Raw genomic sequence first — 21,118 nt, forward strand, 5'->3', positions numbered from 1 at the left:
GAAATGAATACACTAAAGAAGATATATCGTTTCTATGCCGACGGATTCCGCAATATGCGTCTAGGAAGAATACTGTGGTTGGTGGTACTGGTAAAGCTTTTTATCATCTTTGCCGTACTAAAGCTCTTTTTCTTCCCCGACCATATTGGGGAAAACGCAGAGAAAGGTCATGAGGCTGAGTTCGTGGCCGACGAGATACTGAAATAGAAATCTGTACCAATCCTAAAGTCATCAACTTAAAACTATTATAATATGACACAACTATTTCTGAACATCGACCCCGCAGCCGTGGATTGGGCAAGGGCACAGTTTGCCCTCACCGCCATCTACCACTGGCTGTTTGTGCCGCTCACACTGGGATTGGCACTTGTTATGGGTATTATGGAGACGTGCTATTATCGCACAAAAGACGAGTTTTGGAAACGCACTGCCATCTTCTGGCAGAAACTTTTCGGTATCAACTTCGCCATGGGCGTTGCCACCGGCATCATTCTTGAGTTCCAGTTCGGTACCAACTGGAGCAACTACTCATGGTTCGTAGGCGACATCTTTGGAGCCCCGCTTGCCGTTGAGGGCATTGTGGCGTTCTTTATGGAGTCTACTTTTGTAGCCATAATGTTTTTCGGCTGGAAAAAAGTGTCAAGGGGCGTACATCTCGCGTCCACTTGGCTCACAGGTCTTGGAGCTACTTTTTCAGCTTGGTGGATTCTTGTGGCAAACTCATGGATGCAGTATCCCGTCGGTTGTCAGTTCAATCCCGACACCATGCGCAACGAGATGGTGTCGTTTGCCGAAGTAGCACTGTCTCCATTCGCGGTAAACAAGTTCTGCCATACTGTTACTTCTGCTTGGATCATCGGTGCTCTCTTCACTGTTGCCGTGAGTTGCTACTACCTGCTCCGCCAGCGTGAGAGACAGATGGCTCTCAAGAGTATCCGCGTTGGCTCCATAGTGGGACTCGTGGGTATCCTGTTCGCCATGCAGACAGGCGACGGTTCTGCCTATCAGGTGGCGCAGGTGCAGCCAATGAAGCTCGCGGCTATGGAAGCACTCTATAATGGCGGCAATCAGCAGGGACTTACCGCCATCGCCCTTGTCAACCCATTTGCACAACCCGACTACGAGAACGAGGACGCACCGGCGTTGAAAATAGATATACCTTATGCGCTCTCCTTCCTTGCCACACGCGACATTGATGGGTTTGTACCTGGTGTAAACGATATATTAAAAGGTGGATATAAGAATGCTGATGGCAGTGTTGAACCATCTGTCGACCAGAAAATAGCAAGCGGAAAGATTGCCATATCTTCACTGAAAGATTATCGTCAACTGAAGGCCAGTTTAAAGGGACAGCAGGCCGACGCCACGCAGAAGGCCAGACTTGACTCCCTGAAGGCCGATATAGACGCAAACATGAAGTATTTCGGTTATGGATATGTAACCGACCACTCGTCTCTTGTGCCCTCCATACCACTCTGCTTCTATGCGTTCCGTATAATGGTAGGATTAGGCACCCTCTTCCTCCTGTTCTTTGCACTGAGCCTCTTTCTCTCCATCAAGGCAGACCTCACGCTACCTAAGTTCAAACTGTTCCACATAGCGGCCATCGCCCTCGTGCCCTTAGGTTACATCTGTAGCGAGTCCGGCTGGTTAGTGGCAGAGTTTGGCCGTCAACCCTGGGCTATTCAAGACATGATGCCCACATGGATAGGAATAAGCAATGTGGGCTCTGGTAGTGTAGCTCTCACGTTCTTCATTTTCCTTGCCCTTTTCACTACTCTTTTGGCAGTGGAGATAAACATTATGCTGAAGGCAATAAAGAAAGGTCCAGACGAATAAGAAGTATAGAATATTGATTTTTAGATAATAGGAGATTTTATTATGACATACGAATGTTTGCAACAATATTGGTGGTTCCTCGTGTCGCTGCTTGGAGCCTTGCTGGTGTTCTTGATGTTTGTACAGGGCGCAAATTCGATGATTTTCTCCCTCGGCGCCAACGACGTGGAGCGAAGGCTTATCGTCAATTCCACTGGCCGTAAGTGGGAGTTTACTTTCACCACACTCGTCACTTTTGGCGGAGCCTTCTTCGCATCTTTCCCCTTGTTCTATAGCACGAGCTTCGGCGGAGCCTATTGGCTTTGGATGATCATCCTCTTCTCCTTCGTGGTCCAGGCCGTGAGCTATGAGTTCCAGAACAAGTTAGGCAACCTTCTCGGTACCCGCACTTTCCAGTGGTGTCTCGTGGCCAACGGCATTCTTGGCCCGCTGCTTCTCGGTGGCGCAGTGGCCACCTTCTTCAACGGATCCAACTTCCTTGTGGCAAAAGATAACATGGTCGACGGATTTGAGCTACAGCCTGTCATCAGCAGCTGGGCTAACGCCAGTCATGGCCTCGACGCGCTTCTCGACCCCTGGAACCTCGTTTTGGGTTTCGCCGTGTTCTTCCTCGCCCGCGTTCTCGGCATACTCTACGTGATGAACAATGTCGATGACGAGAATATACGTTGCCGCGGCAGTGTGCGTCTCATAGGCACAGCCGTTCCGTTTGTGGTGCTATTTGTGGCGTTCCTCGTCCATTTGTTGTTGAAAGACGGTTTTGCCTACGACCCTTCCACTGGAGTCATCTCCATCGTTCCAATGAAATATCTTGATAATTTCATCACCCTTTGGTATGTCAGCTTGGTTTTGGTCGTAGGAGTGGTGCTCGTGCTTTACGGCATCATCCGCACTATAGTGAGCAAGACCTACATCTGTGGCATCTGGCCAGCCGGCATAGGCACCGTTCTCACCGTTCTGTCGCTTCTGCTTTGCGCCGGACTTAACAACACGGCTTACTATCCGTCGCTTGCCGACCTTCAGAGTTCGCTCACCATAGCCAACAGCAGCAGCAGCGAGTTCACGCTTCAGGTGATGTCGGTTGTAAGCATCCTCGTCCCCTTCGTCCTCGCCTACATTGTATATGCTTGGCATTCCATCGACAAGAAGAAGCTCGACAAGGAAGAGCTAACGACCGACGAGGTATATTGATTCTCAAGTAACATACATAACTAAAGCCGGGCCATCCTCACGGACAGCCCGGCTTTCTTATGCCCCTTGCAAAGGGTGGGAGTCTTCAATTAATCATCACTGTTGTTATTGTCCAATGACTACTGTTATAATTGTATAACACAGCCTATTGTAATTTGCTTAGAACACGTTTCCGTTTTATGTTCCGCATTGCGGTTTTTATATTCCGCATTGCGGAACGTACATTCCGCACTGGTGAACGTACATTCCGCACTGGTGAACGTACGTTCCACACTGCGGAACATAAAACTAATACGCTATAAAGCAAAAATTGATATGGCTATCGTTAAAACTTACATATAAATGCCCTTGCACATTAATAACAACTAATATTCCATCATCTCGTTGCCCATTCTTCTCGCGCGCGTAAGCGCGCGCATTCTATGATTTTTTATTTTCTTCTATCACTTCTATCACTAAAAGCATTAAGTATCTATCAGTCAGTGAGTTGGTTAGTGATAGAAGCGTGATAGAAGGCGTGATAGTAGTGATAGAAGAAAGGTTTTTTAACTACAAATTCTCGTTATTTTAAGAAAACTTAGATATTTTTACCCCCTAAATCAATACATCATAGCCCTATTACGATGCAAAACATAGTAGACTGCATTATGACATTAAACCATTTGCTTGGTATTTATAGTTTTTTTTGCTGCACTTTTTGGGTTATGTCTTCATTATTTACTATCTTTGTCCCCGAATTGTAGGGTTATCACTCCTGCAACAATCGAAAGAGCCATGGGTACATATATCACAAGATAGAAACAATGTCTTTATAGTAATGATCAAAATATCTCGAATATGAACAAGGGCACTACTTCCTCTTGCCGAACATGACGCATTATCAGTCGAAGTACAGTTACATCCTGGAACTGAAATACTTGTCGAAGTCGGATTATACCGAGAAGAAAGCCCAGGAGCAATGCGACGAGGCTGTCGAGCAAATCAACAGTTATGCCGTGTCCCAGAGGGTGGAAGCCTTGCGCCAGGGCACACAGCTCCACAAAATCATTATCCTGTTCTGCGGTTGGGACATGGTGAAGATGAGGGAAGTGTAAGAATCGTGGGATGCGGTCTTACACAAGGTAAGACCCTACGTAGGCTGAGGCTGCGCATAAGCCGCAGGCGGGGCGCCCACGCTCCCAGTGGCTACGCTACCTATTAGTGTCACCCGTCACCTGGATTTCAGCAATGTTTAGGAGTCTTTCATACTCTATATCCAAATATTTTATGAGAGAATGAGCATCAAATATGCAAATTAACTCCAAAAATATTTGGAGATTAGAAAATAATTATTAACTTTGCAGCGATAAAAAAAGTGCCTCGCGGAGTTACAAGCAGCACTCTAATGGGCAACGACAGAGTGACAAAGCTGCGAAAGTGATAACTAAAAAATAATTATTAACATGCGGAATATGTAGCTGACTTTTATATTCAGTGACTTCATTAAGGGGGAAAAGTCCTCTGGCCCGAGGTCATGACATATTTATATATGGACTTTGTCCTTGTATCTTGTCCACTGAAATCGCCAAAATTCAATAGCACAAGAGAACAAGCTGACGAAGGTTCACGTCCTATGTTGGGCGTGAACTGTTCGTGCTTTTCCTTGTGTGAGGCGTTTGGCGATGCCCAGTGGACGGAAAGGTCACGAACAGTTCCGCCCAATTTTTATTCATTTATGAAACAACTAAAGTTTAGGACGTTCATCATTGCGATGCTATTGGCATCGGCAATGGGAGTGAGTGCTGAAAAGGTTGAGGCCATTGTCGGCGACCTTAAGTATGAAATCGACACCGAGACAAAAGAGGCGAGCGTGATTAAAGGAGACTATTCTGGTCTTTACTTTGTCACAATCCCTGAAAAAATTGCTGTCGAAGGGGTTGATTATGCGGTGACAAGCATTGGAGACAATGCGTTTTACAATTTGTCAAAGCTGACATCAGTGACATTATCCAACAGCGTAAAAAGTATTGGTAAAAGTTCCTTTTATTACTGTAATTAGATATATGTAACCACCTGCATACAACGAGAAACAATTGCAGATAAAACGCTGAATATCAGCTATATTTCCTTTTTAACACTTTTCAGTTGTTTTTTGGTGCTTCGACATTTTCCGTATAATTTTGCAACGTATTTCTACCGCGGAGAATGTGCGAGGCTTTATTTTTGCCTCGAAATCACAGTCAGTTGACATGGGTTGACAACGGTTCACAAACAGAGACAGGAATCTACCTGACACGTCAGGAATGCCACAGATGTTGAATCAGTTGACAACAGGCAACAATAGTTGACTTCCGTTCACTCCCCGATAGACGTGTTGCAGGGCCAAGAGCAAACGCACACGAGATACATCAGTGTATAACCTCTAACAAAAGGGAAAGAATGAAGAAGACAAGACGATGTGCATGCTGCGGCAGGGAGTTCACTGCCTACAGCGGAGTGCAGAAGTACTGCTCTGTCGGCTGTGCCGATGAGGCAAAGAAAGAGAGAAAGAAAAGGCATGAGGATTTCCTAAGGGCAGCGGAACCTGTTGTAGGACTGAGACAGCAGGAGTACCTCACTTTTTCCAGGGCGGCTATCCTCATGGGATGCTCGCGCCAGTACGTTTATAAGCTCGTGAATCAGGGCAAGCTGAAAGCCTCACGCATCAGCAGCCGCATGGCAATCATTCGCCGTGCCGACATCGAGTCCATGCTGGAAGGCAACCCATATAATAAGGTGGTGTTCGGCAACAGACCGAAACCCACGAATTCCAGCAGGAAGCTAAGGAAGCAGGAAGCAGAGACTGCCAGCAATGAACCGATGACCTACATTTCAGGAGAAGAGATCATTGCCAACTACAAGGTGAAGCCGTCATGGCTCTACACATCCGCCAAACGCAACCAAATCCCCATTTGCAGGATTGGCGGCAGGAACTACTACAGCAAGAGTCACGTGGAGGAATGCCTCGGACTGACGGCAGACATCGCCTCCATCACTGACTGGCTTACGAAAGAACAGGCTTTTGATGAGTTCGGGATGAGTGCCACCGCTGTCCATGCCTACGCCTACCGCCACCGCATCCCTACCAAGAGGGAGTTCGGCATCGTTTACTATTCAAGGACGCATCTTGCAGAGCTGCGGCAGACGGACATGCTGGCTGATGACCGCTACTGCACCGTGGACGAGGTATCTGAGAGTTATGGACTATCCAAGGCAAACATCCACCACATCACCAAAGTGCATGGCATAGAGAAGAGAAAAGTAGGCGTGAAGAATCTGCTTCTCCGTGCCGATGTGGAGCGTGCAATGGCAGAAAGAGCAGCCAAGGGACTGTAGTTTCCTCCATTTTTCGTTGATAATACGTTTTTCTGATAATTATCGTCAATAACCGTCATCAACGGCATATCATTCAGTTCCTTTGCACCGTGGAGAAGGTCTCCACCCTGTAATATTCATCAATAATCATAAAGAACAACTATGAGTAATATCTGTAAGACCGTGAACCTTTACACACGGAAAATCAAGGGCGGCAAGATGCTGTCCTACTTCCTCGACTACTACCCCGGCTACCGTGACGAGACCACCAACAAGGTGATGCGCCATGAGTCGCTCGGCATCTACATCTACGCACATCCTAAGACGCAGCGCGAGAAGGACTACAACGCCCGCATGTCGGAGAAGGCCGAAGCCCTGCGATGCCGCCGCTACGAGGAGATAGTGAACGAGCGATACGAGTTCTTCGACAAGAACAAGCTGAACGGCAGCTTCATCGACTACTTCAGGAAGCATGCCGCCAAGAAGAACTCGCGCTACGAGCACGCCTTCCGTCATTTCAGCAGTTTCACGGGCGGCAAATGCACCTTTGCCGAAGTCACCGTTGAGATGTGCAACAAGTTCCTCGAATACCTGCGCAACACGAGCCAGGCTGTCCACACCAACCGCAAGCTGCACACCAACACCATCGCCAGCTACTGGTCAGCCTTCCTCGGCACGCTCCATGCCGCCCACCGTGACAGGAAGATAAAGGAGAATCCATGCCCCTATCTGGAGCGTGTCAAGACCATCCCGACCGACAGGGTGGGACTGTCAGCCGAAGAACTCATCCAGCTGGCGGAGACCCCCTGCGATGTGCCCATCCTGAGGACCGCCTTCCTCTTCTCCTGCCTCACGGGACTGAGGAAGAGCGATGTCAAGCCGTTCTCATGGGAGCTGATACAGCCCGAAGCCGACGGCACGCTCTACATCACCGACCGCATGCAGAAGACCGACCAGATTGTCCACAACCCGATAGGAGAAGAGGCACTGGCACTGATAGACGACGGGATAAGGGAGGGGATAGTCTTCCGCGGCTTCAAGGACAGCATGACGCAGGCACCGCTGAAAAGGTGGGTGAAGGCTGCGGGCATCACCAAGCACATCACCTACCATTCAAGCCGCCACACCTTCTGCTCGCTCCAGCTTCATGCAGGCACGGATGTCAATACCGTGAAGGAGCTTGTCGGACACAAGAACATCTCCACCACGCAGCAGTATCTTGACAGTGTTGACAGCAGGAAGAAGGATGCCGCAAACCGCATCACGATAAAGCGCAAAGAAGAGCATCCCTGATGCCGTAATTTGCTTTCGCACACACGGTTTAAGTCTGATTTTCAAGTATGAAATCGGACTATTTGCTAATTTGTCATAAATAACGGCAGATATTTGCTACTTTCTGCGCATACAACCGTCCAGCCTAAGTAACTTTGCACTGAAATAATCGTCAGCAATGCGCAACTGACGCAAGAAACAAGAAGACCGCAGTCAATGTATCACAATTAAAAAAATAGAATAATATGAGAAATCTGAATACGCTTATCAGCAAAGAGACCTGCCTTATCTACGGTCTCCCCGGCACAGCCATCCTCGCCGTGTCGCTCATCCTCTCCTGCAAGGTCGCCTCTGACTTTGCAGGAAGCACGTTTGTAACCGCAGTGTCCTTCCTTGGCAGTAACGTCCTGCTGTGGATGCTTTATCTGCTCCTGTTCCAGTACCTGCCTCTTGACCTCATGAGAATCTGGCAATCAAGGAAACCTCTGTCAAACACGGAAGAGACGGACACGACAGCAGCCAAGCAAACCTCCCAGCCTCCTGTCCAGGCTGTGCCGCCCATAACTATGGAAGAGTACAAGGCGCATTGTTACGACTTTGAGCGCAGGAAGCAGGAAGAGCACCGGCAGCTTGTGGATTCCATCATGGACTATGTGGGCAGGGTGATGTCACCTTTTATGGGAATGCCCGAGATTGACCATATCCGTGGTGAAATCCGCGCATGGTGCGATGACCCTAACTATATTCCACAGCCTGCGGAACTGAAGTGGACGGTTGACCTAAATGACAGGCTTAAGACCATCTCCTTCAAGCATTTCGTCTGGAACATCGCCGTGAGGCTCGGCTTTGACAACGGATATACCGGGGATATACAGGCCAAGTTCATCAAGAAGCTGTTCCCCAATGAACTGGCGGGCATCGAGATTGATTCGCTGAAAGCAAGCCTTTCCAGCTATCCCGACAATGGACATATCAAGCTTGACAGACCTAAACCAACCAGCAATAACGTTTTTCACTTCTAACCACCACCATCTTACCCTAATACATTCAACTTGGACACAGGGAGGCTCTTCGGGGCTTCCCTTTTTCGTTACATGCCATAGTGTCCTGTATTGCTTATTGGTTGCAGTACGACACAAGCTTTTTATGTCTTTCCTCCCTCTTATCCCCTCTTTTTTACCCCTTGTTCCTTAATAGTGCAATTATTCAATGATTATCCGCCGATTGTCATCAACAATCTGTATCACAGGCATATCATTCAGTTCCTTTGCACCACGGTTCTCAAATGAGCCGCCATTTTTTATGGACTATTCAAACATCACATTCAACGACCTTCCGCGGGTCGTCGCCGAGCTTCGGGATGAGGTTGTCGGCATGAGGCAGATGCTCAGCCGTCTGCAAGAAGAGAACGTACAGTGCAAGGAGAACACCCACCGTCCCATGTCGGTGGAGGAAGCAGCGGAATATCTGAAGATACCGCTCCGAACCCTCTACATGAAACTGGGTAACGGCACCATCCCTGCCACCAAGCCAGGCAAGCGCTATGTCCTCTATCAGGACGAGCTTGACAAGTGGCTGGAGTGCAGCCGCAGGAATCCCGTGCCGCTGAGCGATGAGGAACAGAATGCCGCCGTGCTTGCTTCCAACAGGCGAAAACCAAACAACAGGACTTGGTGAGTATGGAGAACAATGTTAAGGAAATCAGCCATGACGTGGCTGTCAGCCTGTGGAAGAAGGCAATGCTCAGCGTGGAGACGGAATGCGAGCGGCAGCCGGAGGTCATCATGGTCAAGGGTGTCTGCATCGCCACACTCGGCAACTTCAGCGCATCCACGGGCAAGGCGAAGAGCAAGAAGACCTTCAACCTCTCCGCCATTGTCGCCGCCGCCCTGTGCGACCACCCCGTGCTATGCTACACAGCCTCATTCCCGGAAAACAAGGGCAACATCCTCTATGTCGATACGGAACAGAGCACTTACCACTGCCAGAAGGTGATGAAGCGCATCCTTCGCCTGGCAGGTCTGCCCGAAGACAAGGACTGCAGCCGTCTGCAGTTCCTTGCCCTCAGGAAGAACACGCCGGAGGAACGCCTCGCCATCATCGATGTAGCCATCAGGAACACGGAACACCTCGGCCTTGTAATCATCGACGGTGTGCGCGACCTCATCCACGACATCAACTCCCCTGCGGAGTCGTCCCGCGTCATCTCCAAGTTGATGCAGTGGACGGACGAGTACCAGCTGCACCTGCACACCATCCTCCATCAGAACAAGTCGGACGACAACGCCCGTGGGCATGTGGGTACGGAGCTGAACAACAAGGCAGAGACGGTCATGCAGGTGGAGAAGGACAAGGCGGACAGCAGCGTCAGCGTGGTCGAGGCTGTCCACATACGCAGCATGGACTTCGAGCCGTTCGCTTTCCGCATCAACGACGATGCGATGCCGGAACTCGTGGCCGGCTACACACCCTCTGCCGCCAGCGTGGGCAGACCGAAGAAAGAGCCTTTCGACCCTTACAGGGAAATCCCCGCCCAGATCCATATCAATGTGCTGGAACGGGTATTCGCCGCCAGTCCCAGCTACGACTATGACGGGTTCTGCCATGCCCTGCAAGACGCTTATCTGGAGGAGGGTGTGAAAATCAACTACAACAAGGCGGTGAGTGTGGTCACCTTCCTGCGCAACAAGCGAATGGTGCTGCAGGACGACAAGAGGAAGTATATCGCCAATCCTGAGGCTCACTATTGAACGCCTTTGAGACAAGGTCAAAGGCTGACTTGACTTTATTCCAGGGGCATACATAAAAGTATTTTATAAAGTGAAACATAAAAAAGAAGTAAACATGAAGAGACTGGTTTTCTCAGAAGACATCTTCCACACATTGGCGCAAATGGAAGACAAGGAAGCGGGACAGATGGCAAAGGCTATCGCCTGCTATGCGCACGACGGTACACTGCCGAAATGGAGCAACTCCATACTGATGGCTCTGTTCTCCCTGTTCAGAAAGCAAATCGACATGCAGACCGACTCGGAAGAGAAAAGGCGCATCGTGAACAAGGAAAACGCAAAGGGGAGGAACAGACAGAAGCAAAGGGCGGCGAAGACGATGCAGCCGACAGACCAAGCACCCATGGAAAGCGATTCCGCTGCCATTCCCTATGAAGGCAGCGAACCGCAGCCAGTCGCTACGGAAAGCACGCCCTTTGAGCGAATGGCGGCAATCTATCCCAAGATTGACTCACTCGACTCCTGCCTGAGGGAATCGCAGGTGCTGTGGGAGTCGCTTGACGAAAGGGCGAGAAAGGAAGCCATTGGCTATGTCTGCAAGTTAAGGAACAATCCCGATGGAGCGGAAGAACTCGGCTATCTGCGCCAATATCTTACCGCCAGACCATGGGAGAAGCAATCCGGCACACATGACTGACATATCCGGCAGGGCTGTCTTTGACCGGAATAGTGCTTTTGCCACTTGCGGATGCCTCCATTTTTAGCAGTTAGCCATCAATAATCGGTAAAACAATCATGGCAAGAGACAGGACGCGCAGCGTACACCGCATTCCTGCTCTTGCCATTTGCTTGCCAGCGTTGGGCTTGCCCATTGTACAAATATCGCATAGGAGGGGTAGCCTAATACCCCTCCCGCTCTCGGAGCGTCGGGAGGCTGACCACACAATACAGCAAGCTGTGGACAGAACGATATACACACCACACACCTCATTTCACCGTCTCCACAAACCTTATCTCCTTCACGCCCCATCCGTTGAGCCGTGGACTGCTGACAAGCACCGTCCCTGCCAGTCTCCAACCGGACAGCGGGATGTGATGATAGTGAAGACTGCCGCCGTAATGGGGTGGCAGATAGCATGTCTGACATTCATCACCTTTGTACATCCTGACTATCACCTTTTGCCCAAGGCACATGGCATGGAAGATGGAGTCGGCTTCCTGTACCGACTCCACTCTTACCACACGCACGTCAGGCTGGCGGACAGAGAGGGGCTGACCTATCAGCCTGCCGTCCTTGAAGAGAATTTCCCTTATCGCCTCCCTTGGCTCCTGTGCTTTTGGAAGTGGCGCGGAATGCCTGCACCCTGCCATTACCATGGTCAGAATCCCAACAAGCAGGAATGCCTCACCTATACTTCTCATAAGCTGCGGCAAGTCTCTTGTCATACTGGTTCTGCGCGTATGACGGTCCGTTGTAATGGCGTGCGAACTCTTTCCAGTCGAGTGCCCTGAGATACTTGTCCCATTTGTTGCCTTCGATGAACCTCACAAAGAGTTCAAGCTGTTTGCCCTCGCTTTCCTCCATGGCGGCGACAAACTCTCCCACGCTCCTGCATCCGCATACGACATGGTTGAAGCCCATTATCTGAGCCAGTCCCCAGCTTGCCGACGAGTCAGCCGCCTCACGGTGGATTGCCCTTGCCCGCTCCAGACGGTCATATTCTTTCATGCCGCCCTTGTAGTGCTCCTTCGTCCATTTCTGATAGAGTATGTCCTCGTTGCCCTTCTGCCACCTTGCCGGGTCTATGCCATGCTGCGACAGCTGCTTCCAGAAGACATGTCCCTCAAACAATATTGTGGGCTTGCCCTGGGCGAGGAATCCGCCCTTGTTGCCCGTCTCCACTTCAAGCACAGCCCTTATGGCTGCCGTTTCCACCCCGAGCATCTCTGCCGCATGGGCATAGTCGGCGGCTGTCAGTCTCCACGGGGCTTCACCGCCGCCTGTCAGCAGTTCCCATGTGCGCTGTCCCACGATGCCGTCGGCTGCGATGCCGCCTTTCTCCTGTTCCCTGCACACTGCATCTTCGGTCGCCTTGCCGAAGATGCCGTCAGCCTCTATCTCGTAGCCACGCTCCATGAGCAGCGACTGCAACTGTTCCACATCCTTGCCGGATGATCCTTTCTTCAATGTCTGCATAGTTATTCTTTCTTTGTTGATGATTGTATGGTTCCTGCCTGCCCTTCCACAAACAGCACCCTGATGATTTCCCTGCTGCCGTCTCTGACGCGAATCACCCCGTCAGCCTTAATGCGTCTGCTGTTGTCTGTCAGTTCAGCGATGCAGCCGTCTGCAAGCGGCAGGATAAAGGTTATGATGCCAGCCCTTACCCTGTTTTGCATTCTTTCGTGGCTGACATAGGGAAGGTTTAGCAGGAAGTGGTAGGCATAGATGAAGTCTGTCTGAAATATCCTCCACTCTTCCTTCCCGGGATTCCGTCTCGTCTTCTTGCCGTCATCTTTTTCCGCCGTCTCTATCTGTCGGAGGATGTCGTTGACGATAGTTACTGAGTCGGGCAGAGCCTCTGGGGACTTTTGTTCTTCTTCCGGCTTCGGTTCGGGTGTCCCACTCTCTGTTTCTCTGTCGCTCCTTTTCGGCAAAAGCCATCTGCGCAGCGTCTGGAGGATTGACCTCAGTGTTGCCCTCATGTCAGTATCTGCCGTTGAACTTGCTCGTCTTCTCCACTCTCCGCTGGGCTGCCTCCACCTTGGCGAGTGCCTGCATGGCTTTCATGCTCTTCGCCCTGTCGATGGAAAGGCGCAGTCCGCAGTGCGGGCAGCAGAGGCTGCTCGACACCAGCAGTTCCGTCACCGTGGTGGGGATGAACTGTCCACATTGGGGGCAAGGCATTCCGGGTGTCTGTCCCTGTCTCTGGTTATTGCCCATCATTCACCTCCTTTCCCTCCGTTTCGTCAACCGATTCGCTCTGCACGTTGCTCGTGGTGAGGTGCAGCAGGTTAGAGAGACCTCCTGGCATGTCGGCCTGCTGCATCCTTACCTTCACTTTCATGTTGGCGGTGAGCGACTTGCGAACGCCTTCCGTCGTCTTGCCTTCGCGGCTGGCTTGCGCCATCGACACGCGGAGCTTTACTCCTTCCGTACTTTCTTCCTCTTCAGGCGACGAGCCGTTCTTAAGCGAGAAGGCGGCATCCTTGTCTGCGCTCAGAGCGTCAACAATCTGTATGTCGAAATCAAAGTCAGCCTCTTTCACCTGGAGCAGGGGAAGGGGAACGAGGGTGAGCAGCGGTATGCTGATGCGCTGTGTATGCGGACCGCCCACGTCCTGTGTCTGGTAGGTGAAGTCGAGCGTGCGCATCTTGCCTGCCTTTCCGGTCTTGCGGTCGTATGACTCGAAGGTCAGGTCGAGCAGGTAATTCAGGTATCGCCGTGAGGATATGGAGTCAGCGTCGATGGTGGCTACCAGCGGGCCCGATATCAGGTCTTTTAGCTCCATTACCTGGCTGCTGACGTGTTTCTTGTCTTTGTCTGTCTGCATAGTATGTTGTCATTATAGGTGGATACTGCAATGAATGGTGTGCTACATGTCATCCGTGAACAGGCGGATGTTGTCGGGAGAGATACGGAACTTGATGCTGTGGACGCACTCGTCGGGCAGGGCTGACAGCTCCTGCGAGTTCACTGTGACATCCACCGACGGCATCAGACGCTTGCGCTTGATGTTCACGTCCTTCAGTATCTTGGGCATCATGTCCCTCACTGATGATTCAAGTTCCGTCTGCGCCTTCTCCCTCACAGCCCCGCCTCCCGTCATGTCGAGCAGCGACAGGAGTTCCTCGTGGCGGAGTATCTCCTCTTCACAGGTGGCGAGAGTGCAGTGTGTCAGTACCTGCTCGTTCACGGTGCCGTCCTCGTTGATGAGTCGGGTGAAGGCCTGCTGCATTGACTTCAGAATCTTACGGCCAAGGTAAGCACAGAATTTGTTTTGTGTCGCCATGTCGCCAACCAGCCTGCGCATGCCTTCGGTTTCCTCTGAAGTGTCTGTGGCAAAGGCCGACTGCAGCACGGGCAGCACGCTGCCCAAAGCGGTTCGGGCAAGCTTGCGGCTCACTTCCACCGACAACTGCCTGAGCATGGGATAGTTTATCTCATACTGTTCTGTTTTTGCCGAGTCGTCGGTCACTCCATAGCGAAGCTCCATCTCCACCTCGCCGATGTTGGCTGAGGGCAGGGAGAAGCGCTCCAGACGGCCGTTCTTCTTGTAGATTTCCTCCAGGGAGACGGCATACATGTTCGCCTCGTGCTGCGCCACTATCATGTCGCGGAGGATGGAACTGATAATCGTACTTAACTGAGCCATAAGATTCCTCTGTCTTTAGTGTGTTACTTCTCAGCCGTCTTTGCCGATGGGGCTTCGGCTGACACGTTCACGGTCAGCGTCTTGCCGCCTGCCTTCAATGTGTACTTGTTGGCACTGGTGAAGTCAATGATCACGCTGTTGTCACTCACGGTTGACGATGCACCGCCATCTACACTGATGGCCTTCGGCTCAAAGATGCCCTTGCTGTTCTTGTAGGTGGCTATGAGCTGTGCCTTGCCGTCCTTCAGGGTCAGGTCGCGGGCGCTGACCTCCAGTGTGCCCTCGGGGTCGCACACGTCGAGCGAACTGCCGAGGAGTTCGAGCACCTTGGCGAGACCGGCGGGCATGCTTTCCTGACCTGCCTTCACGGCCACGTCCATCGTGTATTCCACGCTGTACTTCGATTCCTGCGTCGCCCTGGAGTCTTTCTTCGATGAATAGCTGGCATTCATCTTCGCGCTCATGTGGAACGGTCCGAATCTCAGGCCGCCGCTGGCTTCGAGGGCTGCGTCGGTCGATGAACTCGTTGACTGCTCCGACACGTTGGATGAAGAGGCGGAGATGTTGGCCTTGAAGTTGATGTCGATGTCATGGATGGCGATGTACGGGATGGGCACTATCGTCAACAGCGGCACGTTCAGCTGTACCACGCGACCGTTCTGCACAAACTGGAACGATACGTTCACGGCCTCTTTCTGTCCTGTCTCGGGATTGGTGTTCAGTCCCACTTCCTGGATAAACTGCCATGATGTCTGCGCTGCCATGGCCTGCGCCTCGATACATGCATTCAATGGTCCTCCGATCATACTGCCGAAGGGAATCGCCTGCAACGCACTGGTTGCTACTTGCGAAGGGGTTGCGTCTATTGCCATAATGGATTACTTTATTTTATGCCATGATTCAGGCTTTGTTTGAACAGCAGAAGGAATCTTGACCTCAATACTATCATTAAAAATTGCACTTAATGTACTGATAAATGTTTGACCTCTTAACTGTTTTAAATCTTGGATTTCAAATAGTTGATTAAAAAGTGATACTCCATTATTTCCACCCAATATTTTTGGTGTTTTATTATTGAGAGGCAGAAGGTCTTCAGAAATCCATACCTTCGTTTGTACAGAACTCAGCTCCATTTCAAAGTAGTAATTACAATTGTCAAGGAATCCTTTTTTTACTAAAGGAGTACCGTCGAAACAAAGAACGAAGAATGTGTTACCTGTATTACCCAGTACAAGCCAATCTTTTTTAGCAGTATTACCTTTAGTAGTAATTCCCTTTTTCTCTAAACTCATTTTAGAGAAGAGAACATCAAATTGCTGCTCAGAATAATGTCTTATTGTCCATTTGGAAATATCTCGGACATCGTTGTCACCTACCACGACTTTATTCGTATTATCACAAAATTGTACTCTGTAATTTTGTAAAAAAGCCTTAGAACAATCCTGCGAATTGCGTGACAAAACTGCATTTTGAAAATCAACAATAAAAGCCTCATCATTGTCCACATCTACTTCAGTAAGTTTCAAGTTGGACAGGAGTTGCTTATAATTGTACTTTTTAGGTTCGCACGTTTTAATGTACGTTAAGAATTCTTCTTTTGTCATATAGAGTTACTGTATAATTCCCTTACTCTCTTTACTATTAGGCTTTTCAGGACACGCCTTTATCAACGTTGACGGTGCAAAGTTACCTCAACATCAGAAAAAGGCAAAGTCTGGTTTGTAGTTTGCCGTATTCGGTTTGTAGTTGGGCATATTTATGGTCTTTTGCGTATCACACAATAGTACTTCGAAAAGTCCTTTCTGTACTTGTCACTCACTGCCAAATCCTTTCTCCCAACAAAAAGGACATTGCCACTTCGAGACTTGATATGATACAGATTGACGGCATGCGAGTAATGTATGCGAACGAAGTAGTCTATTCCAACCTCATAAAGTTGGTTCAATACCGATTGCAGATTGCAGCTCATCAGTACCTTCCTGCCATTAGCCATGTGGAAGCGTACATAACTGCCATCAGCTTCTATCCATGCAACTTCATTCGGTATGATGCATACATCCTCTTCCTTCCCTTTCAGGAAAATGATTCTTGGGATTTCCTCACTCACACGCACCATTTCTGCTTTCAGTTGGCACTCCATGTCGTTTACCACTACCTCGTCTTCAATGAGGCTTTTCATTGCTTTGCAAAATGCCCTGACAATATGTGACACAGGCATCAATTTCTCAAATTTTGTCATAATCGCTTGTTGTTTTATTTTCGGAGTGCAAAACAAGCGACTATTTATGCCATAGCCAACTTTAGTTTGTAGTTCGCTGTTTTTGGTTTGTAGTTGGGGCTATTTCCCTACAAACACATTGGAGGCTGCAATGGCATTTACTATGCCGCTTGCAGCCTCCAACTGTTATTGAAATAGAAACTTATCCTATATTACCACATTTCATCGTTGCTATCCTCGGTTGTATTTCTTAAACTGAATGTTTCAGAATCCGAAGCTGCCAATAAATGTGGAGTTTCAATTTCATAAACCTTCATCTCTGGCTTAATATAATTTTTCTTCATGTCGATATCTGTTTATTTGATTATTACTTTCTTGTTGTTCTTGATGTAGAGTCCCTTCACGGGGGCAGTCACTTGCTGGCCCTGGAGGTTGTAGATGCGGCCATCGGCATTGGCAGTGCCACTGATACCTGCATCACCCTCTATGACAATCTCTCCGATGCCAGTTGTATCGTCATCGCCGGGGAAGACGAAGCCTCGTGCTGGCGCTGCATTGGCGGTCGTTGTGGCAGCCTCAGTAGATACTTTGAGATATGCCTTGCCTGGAGTGGCCTTGAGCTGAGAGCCATCATCGCTTATTACTGTGCCATCCGCATGTTTCACCAGACCGAGATAGAAGCCGAGGCCTTCCATTGTTGATACTTTGTTATATGTGAGGCGATAGAGTTTATATCCTGTCTCTGCATTTATTGTCTCCTCTGTGGCAGGCGTTTCCACGAGGTTGTTATCAGTATAATCCACGGCTTTCAGACCATCCGTTGCATTTGCCTTCGCATTCACATACTCTCCGTCGGTCTTCAGCAGTACACCTTCTTCCTTTGCCACTTGGCTGTCAGTGCGCATTTTCAATGTCATTTTTCCATTGCTTACGGTTGCATTGTAAACAGTGAGATTGCGTGGTGAAGGAACTAAGAGTGTTGCATCAGAGTTCAAGTTGCTGAACGTTGCCCAATAGGTGTCGTTACCGTTTTTATCCTTGTCGCCCTTGGCAGCCTTTATTACCTTATAGTCGCTGAGCACAGGATAATCGTCGGTAGCGAGCTGCTGTCCCCATGCGCCAGTAGATTGCTGACCATTAAGCATCCATGCACCCTCGCCGGTTTTCAGGTTTTCCGAGTTCAATCCCACTATATTACTTTCTCCTGTTATAGTTGCTTTATAATATTTCTCTCCGATCGTTTGAACAGTTTGCTCCGCAGAATCGTAAAATATCTTGGCATCGCTATTGTAGAGGACATGGCCCTGTATGGTCAATTTTTCATTTACATATCCCACGACAAGACCACAATTTGGATTGGTTGATCCACAAGTTACATTGCCTGACGTAAAAACATTATTTAATGTTATATTTACTATATAGCCAACGATTCCGCCAATATTAACAGATCCCTCCACGTCTCCATAGTTAGCGCAGTTGGTGATTGACATATCTGTTGCGTAACCGCAAATGCCGCCAATATAGTTATTACTTCCTACGATGGGTATTCTGTTGACGCAGTTTGATATATTAGTGTCATAAGAGAGTCCCACAATTCCCCCGACATTATGAGTTCCATTAATGCTACCGCTGTTCACCGTGATTCCACTAATGTCAGTCTTCTTTGCATAACCTGCGAGCACACCTGAAAATTCGTTAGTTGATGTGATTTTGACATTCTCAAATATTATATCCTTGATAGAGGAATTGACATCAACCAATACCAATATTTCTCCAAACAATCCGGAATACTTTGAAGAAGTTTTGATATAAAGGTTGGAAATGGTTTTGTTGTTACCATCGAAAGTACCTTCCCAATAGGTGTCCTCCTTGGAAATAGGCTCCCAACTCAGTTCTGCCACGCCATTACTTTCATCAGCCGGATGGCATACAGTTCTCATGTCAATGTCTGCCTCCAGACGTGCGCAGGCTGTTTTATGGCCCGCATTAACAAAGTCTCGAAACCATGCCAATTCCTCAGCAATTTTAATCTGATAAGGATTCGCTGCAGTTCCATCACCATTAGCAGGTTGCCTTGTAGAAACCTGTGCCCATGCCATCTTAGGCATAGCCATTGCCGTCACGAGCAGAAGCATCGCGACGAGCCATCTGAATTGTGTAAATTTCTTTTTCATATTTTACTTCTTTTTGTTATTTACTTTTTTGTGCAAAGTTAGGCATGTAACATGTCTCATCTAAATTTTACCACTATACGGCAGTATTATCCACCAAGCGGCATCTATTTGCCTGCCAACAGCATCATTGGCAGTGTGCCAACACATCTGCGTCAGGAGGCCTGAAACGCACAAAGCCTTCCGCTGATGCCGTTGTCTGACACCTGCGGAAGGCTCTGTATCTATGTATGAATGAAGACGTTACGGTAAAGCCGATACCTCCCTAAATCATTAAGACTCAGGAGTTTATGGTTGGTCTTTGTTGTATGTTTTATTGTCTTCATTCCCATAATTCTTAATGTGGCGCATCACTCATTGTTGAGTGAATATACCAAGATGCGCTGCAAAGATACGAATTTTCTCTCATATAAGCATCAAAATGCTCGGAAATTTATTCATATTTATGACAGTTTAACGTTGAAACAGGCTTTCTTCCGCATTTTTGGATGCAAATTTAATAGATATCAATGATATCTGCCAAACTTTGCCACTATACAACCAAATTCAACTCTGAACGACATAAGTCCCCCACAATCTTCTCTATTCATAGAACCTTAATTCTTTTCTTTCCTTACTCTCTTTACTATTGGGCTTTTCAGGATCCGCCCTGCCGACATCGACGCTACAAAGGTAGCACCTCTCCGCTTTCCATGCAAGCCAACTTCGTAAATGCCAGCATCCACTTCGCAGTCCGCCCTCGCACTTGTCCATAATGACGATGCAAAGCAAATGCAAATCGAGAGCAGAACTTGCCAAGCTTGCTTGGGTAATTATGCCGAGATGCAGCTTTGCTTATCCAAAGTTAGCACCAATCCATCTACATGCCCTAATCTGGTTTGTAATCCACCCACTTTGGTTTGTAAACACAGCATTTTGCACGTCCAAACACCCAACAACTGTTAAAAACACCTGTCAAATCATCACTTTTCTCCCCAAACTCTTGCACAACTCAAATAAAAGTCGTACCTTTGCGCCACGAGAACCCGCCAAGCCTCTCAACGATGCTCAAATGTGCGGGTCGTTTTTTTTATACTTATGACAAACAGGACAATATTCAATAAAACTTATAAGACTCCGAGCGAGTCAATAGAAATCTTGAAATCAAGAGGACTGTCAATAACCGATGAAAGCAAGGCTCAGCATTACTTGTCCCACATCGGTTATTATCGTTTATCTGCCTATATGTATCCTCTTCTCCGGATTCCAAAAGAAAACCATGTATTTAAGAGCGGGGCATCATTTGAGAAAGCATTGAAACTCTATCGTTTCGACAAGAAACTGCGTATGTTGCTTTTCAATGAAATCGAGAAGATAGAAGTGGCAGTGAGATGTGCAATCGTGAATCATGGATGCGAGATGACAGGTGATGCTTTCTGGATGACCGATGCGCGGAATTTCTCCAATCCCGCCAAATTCAACAAAACCATACGTCTGATAGAAGACGAACTGAACCACTCAAAGGAAGAATTTGTAACACATTTCAAGGAGACCTATTCCAATCCATATCCACCGGCATGGATATTGATGGAAATCCTTCCCTTTGGTGTCGTCACCAATATTTTTGCAAATATAAAGAACAAGAAACTAAAGAAGCGAATATCACAGTCGTTTGACTTGCAGGTTGCTCCATTTGAGTCGTGGCTAACCATTGTTGCTGTCACTCGTAATTCATGCGGACACCATGCCCGTATCTGGAATAGAGTCTTCTCCATACGTGCAACAATTCCTGTAAGAATGAAACGTCCGTGGCTTTTGCTTCAGACAGACCCATTAAGGGTGTATTTTGATATGTGCATCATCAAGTACTTCCTCAATATCATATCTCCGGGAAATGATATGCTGGACAAGATGCAGGCACTCTTCACAGAATATCCCGAAGTTGACCTCGGCGCACTGGGCTTCCCCTCAGGCAACTGGCAGAACGAACCATTGTGGAGCACCCGATAA

Annotated in this window: 23 protein-coding genes; 12 read left to right on the plus strand and 11 right to left on the minus strand. The window is 48.7% G+C overall.

Features of this window, described 5'->3' with window-relative positions:
- Positions 1-3 precede the first annotated feature (3 nt).
- The 11 genes from CIK98_RS00275 to CIK98_RS00330 all read left to right on the plus strand — a co-directional run bounded on the left by CIK98_RS00275 (position 4) and on the right by CIK98_RS00330 (position 11,061).
- Positions 4-207, plus strand: coding sequence for a DUF4492 domain-containing protein (locus CIK98_RS00275; protein WP_094382303.1), 204 nt, complete (start codon positions 4-6; stop codon positions 205-207).
- Positions 208-252: 45 nt separating this feature from the next.
- Positions 253-1,839 (plus strand): cytochrome ubiquinol oxidase subunit I, encoded by a 1,587-nt coding sequence (locus tag CIK98_RS00280; protein ID WP_094382304.1) that lies wholly within the window; start codon positions 253-255, stop codon positions 1,837-1,839.
- Positions 1,840-1,881: 42 nt separating this feature from the next.
- Positions 1,882-3,030, plus strand: a complete 1,149-nt coding sequence (locus tag CIK98_RS00285; RefSeq protein WP_094382305.1) for a cytochrome d ubiquinol oxidase subunit II — start codon at positions 1,882-1,884, stop codon at positions 3,028-3,030.
- Positions 3,031-3,899: 869 nt separating this feature from the next.
- A complete protein-coding gene (locus CIK98_RS00290; protein ID WP_094382306.1) occupies positions 3,900-4,124 on the plus strand; it encodes a PD-(D/E)XK nuclease domain-containing protein in 225 nt (74 codons plus the stop codon).
- A 620-nt stretch (positions 4,125-4,744) separates the two neighbouring features.
- Positions 4,745-5,068, plus strand: coding sequence for a leucine-rich repeat protein (locus CIK98_RS17815; protein ID WP_172409751.1), 324 nt, complete (start codon positions 4,745-4,747; stop codon positions 5,066-5,068).
- Positions 5,069-5,448: 380 nt separating this feature from the next.
- Positions 5,449-6,384 (plus strand): helix-turn-helix domain-containing protein, encoded by a 936-nt coding sequence (locus CIK98_RS00305; protein WP_094382308.1) that lies wholly within the window; start codon positions 5,449-5,451, stop codon positions 6,382-6,384.
- A gap of 141 nt (positions 6,385-6,525) precedes the next feature.
- On the plus strand, positions 6,526-7,656 hold the full coding sequence (locus tag CIK98_RS00310) for a site-specific integrase (RefSeq protein ID WP_094382309.1): 1,131 nt from the start codon (positions 6,526-6,528) through the stop codon (positions 7,654-7,656).
- 224 nt (positions 7,657-7,880) lie between these two features.
- On the plus strand, positions 7,881-8,657 hold the full coding sequence (locus CIK98_RS00315) for a hypothetical protein (protein ID WP_094382310.1): 777 nt from the start codon (positions 7,881-7,883) through the stop codon (positions 8,655-8,657).
- Positions 8,658-8,937: 280 nt separating this feature from the next.
- Complete coding sequence (locus CIK98_RS00320; protein WP_094382311.1) at positions 8,938-9,312, plus strand: helix-turn-helix domain-containing protein; 375 nt, start codon at positions 8,938-8,940, stop codon at positions 9,310-9,312.
- Positions 9,313-9,314: 2 nt separating this feature from the next.
- Complete coding sequence (locus CIK98_RS00325) at positions 9,315-10,385, plus strand: AAA family ATPase (protein WP_094382312.1); 1,071 nt, start codon at positions 9,315-9,317, stop codon at positions 10,383-10,385.
- A gap of 94 nt (positions 10,386-10,479) precedes the next feature.
- A complete protein-coding gene (locus CIK98_RS00330) occupies positions 10,480-11,061 on the plus strand; it encodes a DUF6291 domain-containing protein (RefSeq protein WP_094382313.1) in 582 nt (193 codons plus the stop codon).
- 290 nt (positions 11,062-11,351) lie between these two features.
- On the opposite strand, the gene CIK98_RS00335 is transcribed toward CIK98_RS00330, so the two are convergent.
- The 11 genes from CIK98_RS00335 to CIK98_RS00380 all read right to left on the minus strand — a co-directional run bounded on the left by CIK98_RS00335 (position 11,352) and on the right by CIK98_RS00380 (position 19,132).
- On the minus strand, positions 11,352-11,810 hold the full coding sequence (locus tag CIK98_RS00335) for a hypothetical protein (protein WP_141210334.1): 459 nt from the start codon (positions 11,808-11,810) through the stop codon (positions 11,352-11,354).
- Positions 11,770-12,561, minus strand: coding sequence for an N-acetylmuramidase family protein (locus tag CIK98_RS00340; protein WP_094382315.1), 792 nt, complete (start codon positions 12,559-12,561; stop codon positions 11,770-11,772). The genes CIK98_RS00335 and CIK98_RS00340 overlap by 41 nt, the downstream gene beginning before the upstream one ends.
- A 2-nt stretch (positions 12,562-12,563) precedes the next feature.
- On the minus strand, positions 12,564-13,070 hold the full coding sequence (locus CIK98_RS00345) for a hypothetical protein (RefSeq protein ID WP_094382316.1): 507 nt from the start codon (positions 13,068-13,070) through the stop codon (positions 12,564-12,566).
- A gap of 1 nt (position 13,071) precedes the next feature.
- Complete coding sequence (locus CIK98_RS00350) at positions 13,072-13,311, minus strand: hypothetical protein (protein ID WP_253249591.1); 240 nt, start codon at positions 13,309-13,311, stop codon at positions 13,072-13,074.
- Entirely contained in the window at positions 13,298-13,918 is a 621-nt protein-coding gene (locus CIK98_RS00355) for a DUF2589 domain-containing protein (RefSeq protein WP_094382318.1), read from the minus strand. Before CIK98_RS00355 ends, CIK98_RS00350 begins: the two co-directional genes overlap by 14 nt.
- A 42-nt stretch (positions 13,919-13,960) precedes the next feature.
- Complete coding sequence (locus CIK98_RS00360; RefSeq protein ID WP_141210335.1) at positions 13,961-14,740, minus strand: hypothetical protein; 780 nt, start codon at positions 14,738-14,740, stop codon at positions 13,961-13,963.
- A 23-nt stretch (positions 14,741-14,763) separates the two neighbouring features.
- A complete protein-coding gene (locus CIK98_RS00365; RefSeq protein ID WP_094382320.1) occupies positions 14,764-15,612 on the minus strand; it encodes a DUF2589 domain-containing protein in 849 nt (282 codons plus the stop codon).
- 6 nt (positions 15,613-15,618) lie between these two features.
- The gene (locus tag CIK98_RS00370; protein ID WP_094382321.1) at positions 15,619-16,344 is read right to left on the minus strand and encodes a hypothetical protein; all 726 of its coding nucleotides are present in this window, start codon (positions 16,342-16,344) and stop codon (positions 15,619-15,621) included.
- Between the two features lie 152 nt (positions 16,345-16,496).
- A complete protein-coding gene (locus tag CIK98_RS00375; RefSeq protein WP_172409752.1) occupies positions 16,497-16,919 on the minus strand; it encodes a LytTR family DNA-binding domain-containing protein in 423 nt (140 codons plus the stop codon).
- A gap of 251 nt (positions 16,920-17,170) precedes the next feature.
- Positions 17,171-17,302, minus strand: coding sequence for a hypothetical protein (locus CIK98_RS18850; protein ID WP_256387744.1), 132 nt, complete (start codon positions 17,300-17,302; stop codon positions 17,171-17,173).
- Positions 17,303-17,314: 12 nt separating this feature from the next.
- Positions 17,315-19,132, minus strand: coding sequence for a GLUG motif-containing protein (locus tag CIK98_RS00380; RefSeq protein ID WP_094382323.1), 1,818 nt, complete (start codon positions 19,130-19,132; stop codon positions 17,315-17,317).
- A 1,074-nt stretch (positions 19,133-20,206) separates the two neighbouring features.
- On the opposite strand from CIK98_RS00380, the gene CIK98_RS00385 reads away from it, so the two are divergent.
- A complete protein-coding gene (locus CIK98_RS00385; RefSeq protein ID WP_094382324.1) occupies positions 20,207-21,118 on the plus strand; it encodes an Abi family protein in 912 nt (303 codons plus the stop codon).

The organism is Prevotella sp. P2-180, assembly GCF_002251435.1.
Taxonomy (GTDB): Bacteria; Bacteroidota; Bacteroidia; order Bacteroidales; family Bacteroidaceae; genus Prevotella.